Origin of the sequence: Prosthecobacter sp. (assembly GCF_044226605.1) — a bacterium.
Taxonomy (GTDB): domain Bacteria; phylum Verrucomicrobiota; class Verrucomicrobiia; order Verrucomicrobiales; family Verrucomicrobiaceae; genus Prosthecobacter.
The window spans coordinates 371,910-385,440 of record NZ_JBGAGS010000004.1 but is presented as its reverse complement, the minus strand read 5'-3'; the positions used below and the strand labels follow the sequence as shown (position 1 = coordinate 385,440).

General features: G+C 61.3%; 16 protein-coding genes. 7 read left to right on the top strand and 9 right to left on the bottom strand.

All coding sequences use genetic code 11. The features are described from left to right. Positions 1-60: 60 nt before the first annotated feature. The 4 genes from ACILSO_RS07615 to ACILSO_RS07600 form a co-directional block, all read right to left on the bottom strand. Entirely contained in the window at positions 61-759 is a 699-nt protein-coding gene (locus tag ACILSO_RS07615) for a type II secretion system protein (RefSeq protein ID WP_395736783.1), read from the bottom strand. A gap of 125 nt (positions 760-884) precedes the next feature. Beyond that, positions 885-1,703 carry an LpxI family protein gene (locus ACILSO_RS07610; protein WP_395736782.1) on the bottom strand — a complete coding sequence of 273 codons (819 nt, stop codon included), beginning with the start codon at positions 1,701-1,703 and terminating at the stop codon, positions 885-887. Further along, positions 1,703-2,503 carry a TatD family hydrolase gene (locus ACILSO_RS07605; protein WP_395736781.1) on the bottom strand — a complete coding sequence of 267 codons (801 nt, stop codon included), beginning with the start codon at positions 2,501-2,503 and terminating at the stop codon, positions 1,703-1,705. Before ACILSO_RS07605 ends, ACILSO_RS07610 begins: the two co-directional genes overlap by 1 nt. 16 nt (positions 2,504-2,519) lie before the next feature. Continuing rightward, positions 2,520-2,798: a hypothetical protein gene (locus tag ACILSO_RS07600; RefSeq protein ID WP_395736780.1), complete on the bottom strand. Its 279-nt coding sequence runs from the start codon at positions 2,796-2,798 to the stop codon at positions 2,520-2,522. A gap of 82 nt (positions 2,799-2,880) precedes the next feature. Here ACILSO_RS07600 and moeB point away from each other — a divergent pair, with 82 nt between their 5' ends. Together moeB and ACILSO_RS07590 are read left to right on the top strand one after the other, a co-directional pair. Next, positions 2,881-4,023 carry a molybdopterin-synthase adenylyltransferase MoeB gene (moeB, locus tag ACILSO_RS07595; protein WP_395736779.1) on the top strand — a complete coding sequence of 381 codons (1,143 nt, stop codon included), beginning with the start codon at positions 2,881-2,883 and terminating at the stop codon, positions 4,021-4,023. A 2-nt stretch (positions 4,024-4,025) separates the two neighbouring features. Next, positions 4,026-4,220: a Trm112 family protein gene (locus ACILSO_RS07590; protein WP_395736778.1), complete on the top strand. Its 195-nt coding sequence runs from the start codon at positions 4,026-4,028 to the stop codon at positions 4,218-4,220. Positions 4,221-4,310: 90 nt separating this feature from the next. On the opposite strand, the gene ACILSO_RS07585 is transcribed toward ACILSO_RS07590, so the two are convergent. From ACILSO_RS07585 to ACILSO_RS07575, 3 genes are all read right to left on the bottom strand, one after another. Continuing rightward, the gene (locus ACILSO_RS07585) at positions 4,311-5,204 is read right to left on the bottom strand and encodes an alpha/beta fold hydrolase (protein WP_395736777.1); all 894 of its coding nucleotides are present in this window, start codon (positions 5,202-5,204) and stop codon (positions 4,311-4,313) included. Positions 5,205-5,224: 20 nt separating this feature from the next. Then, positions 5,225-6,073: a TIGR00730 family Rossman fold protein gene (locus tag ACILSO_RS07580; protein ID WP_395736776.1), complete on the bottom strand. Its 849-nt coding sequence runs from the start codon at positions 6,071-6,073 to the stop codon at positions 5,225-5,227. A gap of 149 nt (positions 6,074-6,222) precedes the next feature. After that, a complete protein-coding gene (locus tag ACILSO_RS07575; protein WP_395736775.1) occupies positions 6,223-6,861 on the bottom strand; it encodes an RNA recognition motif domain-containing protein in 639 nt (212 codons plus the stop codon). A 450-nt stretch (positions 6,862-7,311) separates the two neighbouring features. On the opposite strand from ACILSO_RS07575, the gene ACILSO_RS07570 reads away from it, so the two are divergent. From ACILSO_RS07570 to ACILSO_RS07560, 3 genes are all read left to right on the top strand, one after another. Beyond that, a complete protein-coding gene (locus ACILSO_RS07570; RefSeq protein WP_395736774.1) occupies positions 7,312-7,557 on the top strand; it encodes a glutaredoxin family protein in 246 nt (81 codons plus the stop codon). A gap of 133 nt (positions 7,558-7,690) precedes the next feature. Then, entirely contained in the window at positions 7,691-8,305 is a 615-nt protein-coding gene (locus tag ACILSO_RS07565) for a DUF6580 family putative transport protein (protein ID WP_395736773.1), read from the top strand. Between the two features lie 18 nt (positions 8,306-8,323). Beyond that, complete coding sequence (locus ACILSO_RS07560; protein WP_395736772.1) at positions 8,324-9,349, top strand: spermidine/putrescine ABC transporter substrate-binding protein; 1,026 nt, start codon at positions 8,324-8,326, stop codon at positions 9,347-9,349. Positions 9,350-9,444: 95 nt separating this feature from the next. Here the strand turns inward: ACILSO_RS07560 and ACILSO_RS07555 are convergent, their stop codons facing one another. Next, on the bottom strand, positions 9,445-10,695 hold the full coding sequence (locus ACILSO_RS07555; protein ID WP_395736771.1) for a competence/damage-inducible protein A: 1,251 nt from the start codon (positions 10,693-10,695) through the stop codon (positions 9,445-9,447). Between the two features lie 172 nt (positions 10,696-10,867). Then, positions 10,868-11,497, bottom strand: a complete 630-nt coding sequence (locus ACILSO_RS07550; protein WP_395736770.1) for an AAA family ATPase — start codon at positions 11,495-11,497, stop codon at positions 10,868-10,870. 101 nt (positions 11,498-11,598) lie between these two features. On the opposite strand from ACILSO_RS07550, the gene ACILSO_RS07545 reads away from it, so the two are divergent. Both ACILSO_RS07545 and ACILSO_RS07540 read left to right on the top strand, forming a co-directional pair. Further along, entirely contained in the window at positions 11,599-12,018 is a 420-nt protein-coding gene (locus ACILSO_RS07545; RefSeq protein ID WP_395736769.1) for a c-type cytochrome domain-containing protein, read from the top strand. A 138-nt stretch (positions 12,019-12,156) separates the two neighbouring features. Next, on the top strand, positions 12,157-13,530 hold the full coding sequence (locus ACILSO_RS07540; RefSeq protein WP_395736768.1) for an aspartate aminotransferase family protein: 1,374 nt from the start codon (positions 12,157-12,159) through the stop codon (positions 13,528-13,530). The last annotated feature ends 1 nt before the right edge of the window (position 13,531 follow it).

Below are 13,531 nucleotides of genomic sequence, written 5' to 3'. Positions count from 1 at the left end.
AAAAAGCCGCCGAATGAGGAGCATTCGGCGGCTTGGAAGTTGGGAGGCTGAATGCCAGTTTTACCTGCCATTATAAACCACAGGCAGGACGCGTTCCGGAAGGCCCTTCGAGGCTTGAACGAACATGTTCGTGCCGCCGGGCAAGATTTTAGGGCCGACTTTGCCGGTCGTGCCAGCCAGCGTTTCGACAGCCACGCTGCCGTCATTACGTCCGATGATGATCTTACCGCCCGGCCAGGTGCGACCGGGCTGGATCTGGCCTGCGACATCGGCATTCCACTGCGGAGGCCACCCAACGGTGGCGGGGTTTTCAAACACGAGCGGCATGCTGCCCTCCGAGGTGTCTTTCTGGCCGGCGGTCATGGACCAGTGGTTTTCACCAGGCATCAGGGCATTGGCGTAGCTGGGTGCCTGACCGATGTTGTTGTCAGGATTGTATCCGGCAGGACAGCCGAAGATGCGCTCATCATTCACGATCTGCTCTTGGATCAGCATGCGGAAGGCGTCATTGGCGTTCTGGGCCATGCCCCCGGTAATCGGATTCTGCACGGAGTCAGGATACTGGCTGTCGTGGTCTTTGGAGAACTGCTTCATGGAGAGGATGATCTGCCTGCAGTTGTTCACCCCTTTCATCTGCCGTTCCTGGGTCTCGGCCATTTTGCTGCAAGCAGGCAGGACGAGGATGCTGAGAATCCCGATGACCGCGAGCGTGACCAAAAGCTCGGTCGAAGTGAAGGCTTGGTTGCGTTCTGTGTTCATTTTAGGCATTGGAGTAAGGTGAGAAAGTGTTGGTAGTCAGCAGTGCCCCGCCATTAGAGCCGAAAGGCGCAATAATGCCATAAAGAAATTTCGCCCTCCTTCGCCCGAACTCATCCGTAGGAATATCACTCCAACGCGACGATCGTCACTTTGGCCTCCTGGCACAGCCGAAAGACCTCGTCTTTTCCCAGGAGCAACGTCATGCCAGCCTCGACGGCAATCAAATCCACCCCAGCTCCGGACGCCGTGCGGATGGTTTCCGGTCCCACCACCGGCACGTCAAAGCGCATGTCCTGGTTCGGCTTGGACACCTTCACCATGGTCGCCCCTCCACGCCCGAGGGCACCACCCCGCTTTACCGCTTCATTCGTCCCTTCAAAGGCCTCCACCGCCAGCACCGTCCCATTCTTCACCACCACCGTCTGCCCGATGTCCAGCCGGCTGCTCTCCTTGGCAATCTTGAAGCCAAATTCCGCGTCTTCCTGCCGCCGCTTTTTGATCTGCGGCCCCACCACGTGTCCGGCCTTGGGCATGAGGTCGTCTAAAAAAGTCGTCGCTGGCAGGAGCGTGATGCCATCCTTCGCCAGTTCATTCGCGATGCCGCCAAACAGCGTCTCAGCGTTCCGCTGCTTCAGCTTCGCCATCATGATCAGCGTGCGAAAATCCGGCCGCAGGTCGAAAAGATTCTTCGGCGCGATCTGCCCCACCATCACCGTCTGGGTCACACCCTGTTTTTTGAAAAAGGAGATCATCTTCCCCAGCTGCCCTACTCGGAACCACTCGATGGCATCCACCATCCCTGCCAGCTCCGGCTTCGTCTCATTTGTAAACGCCGCCGCCACCAGCTTCTTCACCCCAGCCTTGCGCGCCGCCGCCACAAAGGTTTCCGGGTAAATGCCGTTTCCGGCGATCAGGGCGATGGTGTCGAGGCTGGGGGAGGTCATTACAGCTTAAACTTCTCACACTGCCCCATGAACGCACGCGGATTGTCCCACGCCACGCGCTGAATCATTTCCGCGCTCCAGCCACGCTGCCGCATGGCCTGCATGGTCTTTGGCACGGCGAGGGGGTCGCTCACGCCCCAGTCGCAGGCGCTGTTCATCCAGATGCGTTCCGCATGGCGCTGCTCCAGCATGTCGATGGCCCGGTTCGGCGTGCATTTGCTTTCAGGGTAGAGCGTGATGCCCGCCCAGAAGCCGTGGTCCAGTACGTGGTCGATGGTGTGCTCCTCCACGTGGTCGATGATCACGCGCTCCGGCTTGATTTTTGGGAAGTTTTTCAGCGCATCCACGATCAGCCGCGTCCCCTTCAGCTTGTCCTCAAGGTGCGGAGTGTGGATCAGAACCAGCGCATCATAATCCTGCGCCACCTGCACATGCTGCTCGAAGATTTTCAGCTCGTTGCGGCTGTTCTTGTTCAGGCCGATCTCGCCGATGCCCAGCACGCCTGGCTTGTCGATAAACTGTGGGATCAGCGCAATCACGTCGTCAGCCAATGCCAGGTCCTCCGCTTCCTTCGGATTGATGCACAGCCAGCAGTAATGTTGAATGCCAAACTTCGCCGACCGCTTCGGCTCATATTCCGTGATCTGCCGGAAGTAGTCATAAAAACCGTCCGCGCTTGCCCGGTCAAATCCCGCCCAAAACGCCGGCTCACAGATTGCCCGGCAGCCGGCGATGGCCATGCGCTCGTAGTCATCCGTCGTGCGGCTGACCATGTGGCCATGGGGTTCGATGTAGTTCATTGGGGGAGTTTGCGATTCAGTTCTTATACGCTCCGATCGCCCCTTGCATTGCCGCCTTTGCCACGGGTTCGGTGCTCGGGTCGCTGAAACTCAGCAGCACATCACGCGCGCGCTGGGGTTGCTTCTGGGAAAGCAGGGAAAGGGCGTTTTTCAGGGCCTGCACACGGAAGTCGCCATCCTGACCGGCACGCTGCACACGGTCCAGAAAGGCGGCGAGGTCGATCAGCTTCGAACGCGAGTCCATGAAACCGAGATCGACCAGATTGACTTGGGTTGGGGGAGTCCAATCAGGCATGGAGAGAATGTAAGCACGCCATGCCTCGCCGCAACCGCTGGATCATTGCGCCCGCGTTTCTCCATGCCATGTTAGGCCCCTCATGCCCGACCTCAACCCCGCCGAACTTTCCCGCTACGCGCGGCACCTTGCCATCCCCGAATTCGGGATCGAAGGCCAGCGCAAGCTGAAGGCCGCGCGCGTGCTGTGCATCGGGGCAGGGGGGCTCGGCTCCCCCATCACTCTGTATTTGGCGGCGGCTGGCATCGGCGGACTCGGCCTTGTGGATCCGGACAACGTTGAGATCACCAATCTCCAGCGCCAGATCCTCTTCGGCCAAAAGGACCTTGGCCGTAAAAAACTCGAAGCCGCCCGTGACCGTCTCGCAGACGTCAATCCCCACGTGGACATCCAGGTTTATCCCGAGCTCTTCACGGCAGCCAATGCCATGAAGATCGCCGCGGACTACGATGTCATCATCGATGGCACGGACAATTTTCCCACGCGCTACCTCAGCAATGATGTCGCCGTCTGGCTGCGCAAACCGAACGTGTATGGCAGCATCCTGCGCTTCGATGGTCAGGTTGGCGTTTTTGCCCCGCACCTCGGCGCGCCCTGCTACCGCTGCATGTGCCCCCAGCCGCCGCCCCCGGGCATGGTCCCATCCTGTGCGGAAGGCGGCGTGCTTGGCGTGCTCCCCGGTCTCATCGGCACCATGCAGGCCCTGGAGGCCATCAAGCTTATCACCGGCGTCGGCCAGCCGCTTCTCGGCAAGCTCTTGCATGTGGACACGCTGAGCATGCGCTTCCGCACCCTCACCCTCCGCCGCGATCCCGACTGTCCCGTCTGCGGCGACCACCCCACCATCACCGAACCGATCGACTACCAGGGCTTCTGCGGCATCCCCGCTGTGGATGCTGCCCCCGCCATTCCAACCATGACCGTCCACGAACTCAAACAACTCCGCGAATCAGGGGACAACCACTTCCTGCTCGACGTCCGCGAGCCCCACGAGCAAAGCATCTCCCGCATCGAAGGCGCCGTGCTCATCCCGCTCGGCGAACTGGAAAACCGCACCGCCGAACTCCCGCGCGACCGGCGCATTCTCGTCCATTGCAAAAGCGGAGGCCGTAGCGCCCGCGCCGTCAGCAAGCTGCGCGAGCACGGCTTTGAGGACGTCTGGAACATCTCCGGCGGCATCATCGCCTGGGCACGCGAGATCGACCCCACCATGGCTGAATACTGAAGATGCAGAACGAAACTCCATGGCTTGAAGACTTCCTCCCGCTGCTGCGCTGCCCGGACACCCACCAGCCCCTCCGCCGCGCCACGCAGGAGGAATGCGCAGCCCACAAGGTCGAGGCCGCGCTGACCACCCCGGACGGCGCGCGAGTGTTTGTGATTGATCAAGGAATTCCTATTTTGCTGCCGAAGCAGGGGTGAGTCCGCGCTTGTGGCCTTCGGCTGCGATGCTGCTGCTTTCGGGCATTCGTCAGCTCACCCGGCTGCTTAGAGACGTGGCACCTGAGGCGCTCACGCCACCTTCATCACTTCCGGCACATCCTTCTGCATCGCCGCGGCGATGATCTGTTCCGAATGCGTGATCGGCAGCGAGTAGTGCCCGTCGATTTCCGACCAGTGTGTCTCCGCCTGAGGAATGAGCTCGGCAATCTGCTGAGTGTAGGTCCACGCGATGTTGCGGTCATCTTTTCCATGCCAGAAACGGATCGGAAAATTGATCTGGCTCACTTCAAATCCCCACTCGTTCAAATAGATGTCCGCATCCGCGATCACGCTGCGCGGCCCGCGACCCAGCGCACCCAGCGTGGCATCGCGTACCACATCATAAATGCCTGGCTGCAGCAGCACGCGCCGGTCTTCCGCTCCCAGCAGTTTCATCAGCAGCCGCAGTGGCCGATTGCACGGGTCCCCCTTGCAGATGACACCTCCCAGCCTCAGCACCAGCCCCAGCAGCGTGGGAAAATAATGCCGCAGCTGGATCATAAAACGATACAGCCAGAACATCTGCCGGTCTCCCAGAAAGGTCAGCGGCGGCGCACCGCAGATGATCGTGGCGGAAAGCAGCCGCTTGTGCAGTTTCAGCGCAGTCGCCAGCACATACGGGCCGCCTCCTGACCACCCGATCACATGGTAGTTGTCCGCGCCTACATGCGCGGCCAGTTCAGCCAGCGTGTCCGGCCATTCCAGAAGCGTGCGCTTCGCTTTAAAATCGGACAGGCCGATTCCAGGCCTGTCGGGGCAGATGAGGCGCAGGCCGTATTTTTTCGCATGTTCATCAAACAGTGCCGCCTGCAGCCGTGAAGATGGCCAGCCATGAAAGTAAAACGCCGCCTCGCCACGCGGATCACCATACTCGCAATAGCCCAGCTTCAGGCCGTTGGAGAGAGTGAAAGTTTGGTCGGACATGCGGCGCGAAAGTGGGGGCTTCAATGTACTCCTTCAAGCGCTGTTTCTCCCAGCAGCGAGCTGCTCCGCGGCACACGGAAGCGGCGCAGGCCAAACTGCTTCACCGCCTTTTCCTGCAGGTGCGCCACAGCTTCTTCCACAGAATCCGTCCATTTGATCAGTTGCAGATCCTCCGGGCTGATGGTGGCGCCACGCAGCATGTGGTCCATGAACTGTTTCATCTCAGGCCAGAATTCGCTTCCCATGATCACAATCGGAAAGTTCTTGAGCTTCTTCGTCTGGATCAGCGTCAGCGCCTCAAACATCTCGTCCATGGTGCCAAAACCTCCAGGCATGATGATGAATCCGTAGCTGTATTTGATGAGCAGCGTCTTGCGCACGAAGAAATGCTCCATGGTCACCCAGCGGTCGAGATAAGGATTGTGGCTTTGTTCAAAAGGCAGCCGGATGTTGCAGCCGACGCTTCTCCCTCCAGCATCTTTTGCGCCACGATTCGCGGCTTCCATGATTCCAGGGCCGCCGCCGGTCAAAACTGTGAAGCCCATCCGAGCGATCGCCGCCCCCATCTCCCGCGCCAGCTTGTAAAAGGCATGATCCTCATGAAAGCGGGCCGAGCCAAACACCGTGATGCACGGCCCCACAAAGTGCAGGGCGCGAAAGCCCAGAATGAAATCCTTCGCCACACTATACAAAAGCTGCAGATCCCGCAGACGGCGGTTCGGGCCGCTAAGCAGCGCGCGGTCCTCCAGCTGGCTGCAAAACTTTTCATCCGCATGGATTTCTGCCGGCGAGGCTTGAGGGGCAGGGGGAACGCAGGTCGCCGCAGTCACGGTTTCGGGTTCCCGGTCGAGGAGTGTGGGAGCTGGCATGGTGGGTTTGTAAATCTTGGAAGGCTGATCCGGTGCTTTTGTTCACCTCTTTGGGAGGATTTCTGCAAAAAACACTCAGTGCGCCATAAAAAGCCCGCAGGCTCATGCAAGAACCTGCGGGCGCTGTGGAGCAAAAGGTTTCAAGAATCTCAGGCCGCCTGGGCTGCTTCCTCTGAAGGAGCGCCGGAATCTTCACCCCGGGTGTTGGGCTTGGCGCCGCTCAGCTGCAGCGGACGGCCCATGAAGTCCTTGCCGCTGAGTTCCTGCACGGCGCGGCGGGCTTCCTCCACGCTGCCCATCGTCACAAAGGCAAAGCCCTTGGAGCGCTGCGTGCGGCTGTTCACCACCACCTCGGCGTTTTTGACAGCACCGACGCCGTTGAAGAGTTCAAACAGGTCGCTCTCGGTTGCGTCATAGGACAGGTTGCCGACATACAGGCGGTCGGTGGTGATGTCCGCCGGATTCACCGCAGGAGGGGCTTCACGGCGCGGACGGGGCTCGCGGGGCTCACGCGCTTCGCGCGGCTCGCGCATCGGGCGTGGATTGTCATTCGTGGAGCGTGGGCCGGAGGCAGCGGGGCTGCTGGTCTGCGGGCGGCTCTTGCTCTTCTGGCCGAGGCCGAAGAAGCCGAGGATCTTCTGGAAAAAGGAAGGGGCGTTGCGGCTTTCGCGGCCTCCTTCACGTGTTGGGCGCGGACCTTCGGGACGCGGCCCGCGCGAGCGGTTGCGATTGCGGTTGCGGCGGTTGCCATTGTTGCCTCCGCCATTGCGGTTTGGATAGTCGGACATGAGTTGCGTTACTGTAGGGGTGGGTTGCGTATGTGAGCAGGGCCGGGGTGCTGGAGGGGGCGGCGGGCGGGAACGGGCGGCTTGCCTCTTCCACGGGTCCGCGGCACGCGGCCGGCCGCACATGCGACCTGCCACAGCACCACCACGGGCTGCTGCAGTTTTCAAAGCTGGGCCGCACTGGCCCTGTCAGCTCAAAAGTCACTCCAGCGGGCCTCAGCAGCTCACGGGAGATTTCTTTCGGACCTTCCATCCTCTGGAACGGTTCCTGCTGCGCAGTCTGGTATCGGAGATGGCGCATGGGGAGTTGGCGTTCGGAAGGACGGGCTTCGGAGCACGGGGTGAGATTGCTCTGAAAACAGCCCGTCAATTTTAAACAGGGCAGGGGGGTGGTCAACCGCGAATCACGCACCCTTCGCTTGCCCAGGTCCGTATCCCCGGGCATCATTCCCTATGATCAAACCTACTGTCTACGTCAAAACTGGCTGCCCTTGGTGCGAAGAAGTCACCGAATACCTCGATGCCCGGCGCATTGATTATGAACTCGTCACCGTCTCCGGCAACCGCGACGCTATGCAGGCCATGATCGATCTCAGCGGCCAGAGCAAAGCTCCCACCATGGACTGGGATGGCGAAGTCCTCGCCGACTTCGGCGTGGACGAGTTGGTGCCGTTTTTGAAAAAGAAGGGCCTGGCTTAGAAGGGGAAATTGACGATTTACGGTTCATGATTTCCTGAACCCAGCACTTGTCTTTCGATCTTCCGGAGTGCAGGGCACGTGAAAATCATAAATCATCAATCGTAAATCATAAATCATTCGCCATCTTCCCACCATGACCTCCCCTGACTCCCGCCCCGCCTCCCGTGCCATCCTGCTCCCGCTGCTGCTTGTGGTGGCCGCTGCGGCATTTCGCTGGGCCAAGCTCAAAGGCCTCGTCCACTTCGAACTGCTCGAAAACTTTTCGCCTTGGATGGCGCTCGCCTTCACCGGCACGCTGGTCTTTTCCAAGCGTGTGTCCTTCCTCGCCATCCCCCTGCTGCTGGCGCTCATCGATGCCGCCGCCACGGGCGCTCAGGTCCTGCATTGGGAGGCCGTGGTGGTTTATGGGTGCTTTGCCGCCGCCGCGCTGCTCGCCAGCCGCTGGCGCGGGCAGATGAGTCTGCTCGGCAGTCTCCTCGGCGTGGTGGGCTGCTCGCTCGCGTTTTATCTCATCACCAACACCGTCTCCTGGCTTTGCAGCCCCGTCTCCGCCTATGCGTATGATTTCTCCGGCTGGATCCAGGCCCTGACCACCGGCGAGCCCGGCCACCTGCCCACCGTCTGGTTCCTGCGCAACTCGCTTGTGAGCGATCTCGCCTTCAGCCTCCTGCTGCTGGCCGCCTACAATACGGAAGCCTCCTTTCGCCAGCAGCAGCGCATCCCCCTGCGTCAGCCTCTGGCCGCCTAGGTCTTCCGCTTCCCGGCCATGAAGCGCTTCGCATGGCTTTGCTGGCTGTTTTGCGCCACGCTCACTGCGCAGGCGCAGACCCTGCACCTCTACACCTGGGCTGACTATATCAGCCCCGAGGTGGTGCAGAAGTTTGAAAAACAACAGCGCTGCAAGGTCGTAATCGACACCTTCGACTCGAACGAAAGCATGTACGCCAAGTTCAAAGCCGGCGCCACCGGCTACGACGTCGTCGTGCCCACCGCCTACATGATTCAGGTCATGCACGCCCAGGACATGCTTGCCCCGCTCGATCACAAGCTCCTGCCCAACCTCCCCAACATCGATCCCGCCGTCCTCGGCAAGGTCCTGGACAAAACCATGGACCACAGCGTGCCCTACACCCTTGCCTATGCCGCCATTGCCGTGCGCAAGGACAAGCTTAAAGGCGCGCCACCTGAGGCCTCCTGGGCCATGTTTGAACGCAGCGACCTCGCCGGACGCATGACTTTGCTGGACGACATGAGGGAAGCCATCGGCGCCGCCCTCAAATCCCTCGGCCACAGCATCAACACCCGCGACGACGCCCAGCTCGCCGCCGCGCGCGACGTCCTCATCCGCTGGAAAAAGAACATCGCCCGCTTTGACAACGAAGGCTACAAGGCCGGCATCGACTCCGCCGAGTTCCTCCTCGTCCATGGCTACAGTGGCGATCTCTTCCAAGTCCAGATGGAAAACCCAAAGGTCGAAATCATGATCCCAAAGGAAGGCGTCACCATCGGCTGCGATGAAATGGTCATCCCCAAAACCGCCAAACAGACCGCGCTCGCCCACGCCTTCATCAATTTCCTCCTCGACCCTGCCATCGCCGCCGAGAACATGGAATGGATGGGCTACTACTGCCCGAACAAGCCCGCCCTCGACAAGCTCAGCCCCGACTTCCTCAAGAACCCCGCCATCACCATTCCCCCCGACCTCCAGGCCAAATGCGAAGTCATCGAAGACCTCGGCCCCGACCTCGCCAAATACACCAAAGTTTGGGACCAGGTGAAGGCAGCGCGGTAGCTCCGTACTGGGAGCGCCAGTCTGTGACTGGCTCTGGTGATCGCTCCGCCACACTCACAAGTGCCGCATTTGCACGGTCTCGATGACCCTTCACCTCAGCGCAAAGCAATCCCCAGCATCCTCCGCCTCAGCATGTCCAGCGCCGCCTGCGAGGTCAGCAGCTTGAAGCGATCTCGCGATCCCGGCGAGAACTTCTTCTGCGCCCACGTCTCCGCGCCCTTCGTCGCCAGCGCGATCCACACCGTGCCCACCGGTTTCTCTGGCGTACCACCCGTCGGTCCTGCCACACCGGTCACCGCCAGCGCATGGTCCGCTCCGCTGTTGCGTAGCGCGCCTTCCGCCATGGCCCGCGCCACTTCCTCGCTCACCGCTCCGTGCGTTTCGATCAATTCCGTCGGCACGCCGAGGTGCTGGTGCTTTGCTTCATTCGCATAGGTGACCCATCCGTGGCCAAACACACGCGAAGCACCGCTCACATCCGTGATGCGATTCGCAATCGTCCCGCCCGTGCAGGACTCCGCCGTGGCCAGCCACTCCCCGCGCTCCTGCAGCAGCTGCACGATCACCTCTTCAATGATGCGCCGGTCTTCCGAGACGATGCAGTCTCCCAGCGCGGCACGCACCACGTCTGCCGCCTCGTCCACCGCCGCCTGCGGCCCAGCCAGCCGCACATCCACATCGCCATTGCGAATGCAGTACCCCAGATCCAGCCCTGCGATCGCCTCCAGCCGCTTCTCCACCGCTTCCACGATGTCCGACTCGCCCACGCCTGTCACCTTGAGGTACAACACGCGGCGGGAGGCCCCGTCCGGCAGCCAGTTCCTCAATCGCGTCTCCACCTCGCTCTCCACCATCGGCTTCAGTTCGCGCGGCGGGCCGGGGAGAAGAAAGATGTGAGCATTCCAGCCCAGCGCCGCGCTGAGTTCCGGCGGAAAGTAGAGTCCCGGAGCTGTGCCAAAATGATTGTGCAGCACCTCCGCTCCACGCGGTACCATGGCCTGCCGCTGCGTGGCCTCGCTCACCGGCTTGCCGCGTTTGGCAAAGTACTCGCTCAAATGCTGCATCACCCCGGCATTCAGCTCCATGTCCAGGCTCAGCAGTTCGGCGGTGGATTCCCGCGTCAGGTCATCGTTTGTCGGTCCCAGCCCTCCGGACACCAGCACGACGTCCGCGCGCTGCGCCGCCTCTGCGATGGCCACCCGGATCACCACCCCATCTGGCACAATCGTCTGCCGCGAGACCTGCACTCCCAGCGCCGCCAGCCGCTGGCCTATCCAGGCCGCGTTCGTATTGATGGTGTCTCCCAGAAGGAGTTCGGTGCCAGTGTTGACGAGTTCGACGTTCATGGATGAGTCTTTACGCGTGGTGCTGCCCTGCGGGCAACCATCTTTCGCTGAAGCATCCCGAACCGCAAAGTGCTGGGAGCGCCGGTTTTTAACCGGCTCCGGGAGCCCCGCCACCGCAGCAAACTCCGCATCTGCCCAAAGCCCATTTTCCCCTCACCACCACCTCGCACCCCTATTTCTTCTTCTTTCGCTCCTGGCAGCCAAGCTCGCTCACCATGCCATCCAGCACGGCGAGGCCGAAGCTGATCTTTTTGAAGAAGGAGGGATTGTGCGGCACCAGCATGAATTTCGGATGCTGGCTCCACAGATCCCGCAGCTTGCGGTCCAGCTTCACGGCCTGCTCGATGGTTTCGTTGCGGATAGGGTTCCCGCCTTCGATGCTCATGTGCCCCACCGCCGCGCTTTCAAAAAAAATCACCGCATCGTAGCGTGCCAGTTCGCGCTCCAGCGTGCTGCCGATGTCTTCAAAGAAGCCCTCGGGGCCGCTCGGCCAGTAAGCCGCGCCGTCCACCGTGCCGCGATCGCACAGCAGGATCTGCTCCGGATGCTGCGCCATCACAGCCTCCTCCAAATGGATCTGCACATGATAAATGGCACGCTGTGCCGCATGGATCGCCCCTGGATGCTGCACGCGTGGGAAGCCTCCGCTGAACATCATCGTGGCCGCCTCCGGCACCAGCACCACGTCTTCGCCCATCTCGCGGCGGAAGAGATCGCCTGCCGTCGTCTTGCCCCCGCCGGGGCCTCCGGTCAAAACGATGCGGCAGTGGCCGTTGGTCGGAGGTTTGGGTTTGCGTGGCATGCCGGTACTGTGGCGGTGGCTGCTGCATGGCGTCAAGCATCGGCGCAACTTTGCACAATCATGGCGTAGTCCGTTTTCAGCGCTGCCGGTAGGCTTGGTGCATGATCACGCGCTTTCTTCCCGCACTCTTCCTTCTGGCCGGCTGCTCCCTGCTTCCACCCAGCCAAACCGCCCGAGAGCAGTACTTCCACACCCAGGTCAAACCCGTGCTGCAGCAGCACTGCCTCCAGTGCCACAATGGCCGCCTCCCACCTCCTTCACTCAATCTCACCAGCCGGGCCTTGGCCTTCACCCGCAGCCCCGGTGGCCGTGAATACATCCTGCCTGGAGATCCAGACTGCAGTCTGCTTATCAGCGCCGTCCAGCGTGGCGGCACGCACCCCAAGATGATGCCTCGCACCCAGGTCAGTCTCACCGACGATCAGATCGGCATGCTGCGCGAGTGGATCGAAGACGGGGCCTTTTGGCCCGAAGGGGCGGCAGGCATGCTGCGTCCGCAGAAGAGCGCGGAGAACCCCTGAGCGTGCCGCCTTCCTGCGTACACGTCGGTAGGTCATCACAATCATACCGCCTGCGAGTTATTTCGTATGCGCACAAAAATATCGCGACAGGCTGCAAAGCGAGTAGCAGCAAAACGCAGTCACGTGCATCATCGTTCCATGGGCAAAGAATTCAGCATCACACCACAGACCGTTCCACACGTCGAGACCAAGCATCGCCGCATCTGCACGCCACTGCCGCACCCAGATTCCGTCCCCACCTTGGAAAAGCTGCGTCACTTTGAGCCCCAGTCCATGCGTGGCATGCCCCCCATTGTGTGGGACAAGGCCATCGACAACGCCATCTTCGACAAATACGGCAACCAGTGGCTCGACTGGAGCAGCGGTGTGCTCGTGACCAATGCTGGCCACGCCGCCCCCGAAATCTGCAAGGCCATGATCGACCAGATCCAGAGCGGCCTCATTCATAACTACGTTTTCCCCAGCGAAGAGCGTGCCGAAGCCGCTGAACTCATCGCCTCCGTATCGCCCGAAGGCCTGAAGAAAGTCTTCCTCCTCAGCACCGGCAGCGAGGCCACCGAATGCGCCATCAAGCTCAGCCGCAGCCATGGCATCAAAGTCGGCGGAAAGGAAAAGATCGGCATCGTCGGTTTCACCCGTGGCTTCCATGGCCGCACGCTGGCCAGCCAGCAGGCCGGCGGCATGGCCGGGCAGAAGGCCTGGATCGTGAATGAAGACCCCGCCATTCTCAATGCGCCCTTCCCGGACGGTTACTGGACGGAGGACACCAGTTTCGAAACCTTCCTCAAAACCATCGCCGACAAAGGCCTCACCGGTGCTAACATCGCGGGCGTCATCATCGAGAGCTATCAGGGCGTGGGCCCCGACTTCGCTCCCGTCGAGTACATCCAGAAACTCCGTGCCTGGTGCGATGAGCACAAGGTCGTGCTCACCTTTGATGAAGTGCAGGCCGGCTTTGGTCGCACCGGCAAGTTCTGGGCCTTCGAGCACTACGGCGTCACCCCGGACATCATCTGCTGCGGCAAAGGCATCAGCAGCGGCATGCCCCTCAGCGCCGTCATCGGCCGCGTCGAGATCATGGACCAGTTCCCCCCTGGCAGCATGACCAGCACGCACACCGGCAATCCCGTCTGCTGCGCCGCCGCCGTCGCCAATATCAAAAAACTCCTCGACGAAGACCTCACCGGCAACGCCGCCCGCCTTGGCCCCATCCTCCTGGAGCGCTGCAAAGCCATCCAGAAGCGCCACCCGCAGGTCGTCGGCAATGTCACCTGCGCCGGACTCGTCGCCGGCATGCAGATCATCATGCCCGGCAAAAAAGAGCCGAACCACGATCTTGCTCACCGCATCATCGAGCTCTGCTATCAGCGCGGCCTTCTCCTCTTCGCCCCCGTCGGAGCCTGGGGCCAGACCGTCAAGATCTGCCCCCCTCTCACCGTCACCGAAGAAGCCCTCATCGAAGCCTGCGACGTCCTCGACAGCGCCGTGGATGATGCCGTGGCCGGGAAGTGAG

Coding starts and splice junctions, on each gene's coding strand:
- ACILSO_RS07540 (WP_395736768.1), top strand. CDS start 12,157: ATGGGCAAAGAATTCAGCATCACACCACAGACCGTTCCACACGTCGAG.
- ACILSO_RS07570 (WP_395736774.1), top strand. CDS start 7,312: ATGATCAAACCTACTGTCTACGTCAAAACTGGCTGCCCTTGGTGCGAA.
- ACILSO_RS07575 (WP_395736775.1), bottom strand. CDS start 6,861: ATGTCCGACTATCCAAACCGCAATGGCGGAGGCAACAATGGCAACCGC.
- ACILSO_RS07550 (WP_395736770.1), bottom strand. CDS start 11,497: ATGCCACGCAAACCCAAACCTCCGACCAACGGCCACTGCCGCATCGTT.
- ACILSO_RS07600 (WP_395736780.1), bottom strand. CDS start 2,798: ATGCCTGATTGGACTCCCCCAACCCAAGTCAATCTGGTCGATCTCGGT.
- ACILSO_RS07585 (WP_395736777.1), bottom strand. CDS start 5,204: ATGTCCGACCAAACTTTCACTCTCTCCAACGGCCTGAAGCTGGGCTAT.
- ACILSO_RS07580 (WP_395736776.1), bottom strand. CDS start 6,073: ATGCCAGCTCCCACACTCCTCGACCGGGAACCCGAAACCGTGACTGCG.
- ACILSO_RS07560 (WP_395736772.1), top strand. CDS start 8,324: ATGAAGCGCTTCGCATGGCTTTGCTGGCTGTTTTGCGCCACGCTCACT.
- ACILSO_RS07615 (WP_395736783.1), bottom strand. CDS start 759: ATGAACACAGAACGCAACCAAGCCTTCACTTCGACCGAGCTTTTGGTC.
- ACILSO_RS07590 (WP_395736778.1), top strand. CDS start 4,026: ATGCAGAACGAAACTCCATGGCTTGAAGACTTCCTCCCGCTGCTGCGC.
- ACILSO_RS07555 (WP_395736771.1), bottom strand. CDS start 10,695: ATGAACGTCGAACTCGTCAACACTGGCACCGAACTCCTTCTGGGAGAC.
- ACILSO_RS07565 (WP_395736773.1), top strand. CDS start 7,691: ATGACCTCCCCTGACTCCCGCCCCGCCTCCCGTGCCATCCTGCTCCCG.
- ACILSO_RS07610 (WP_395736782.1), bottom strand. CDS start 1,703: ATGACCTCCCCCAGCCTCGACACCATCGCCCTGATCGCCGGAAACGGC.
- moeB (WP_395736779.1), top strand. CDS start 2,881: ATGCCCGACCTCAACCCCGCCGAACTTTCCCGCTACGCGCGGCACCTT.
- ACILSO_RS07545 (WP_395736769.1), top strand. CDS start 11,599: ATGATCACGCGCTTTCTTCCCGCACTCTTCCTTCTGGCCGGCTGCTCC.
- ACILSO_RS07605 (WP_395736781.1), bottom strand. CDS start 2,503: ATGAACTACATCGAACCCCATGGCCACATGGTCAGCCGCACGACGGAT.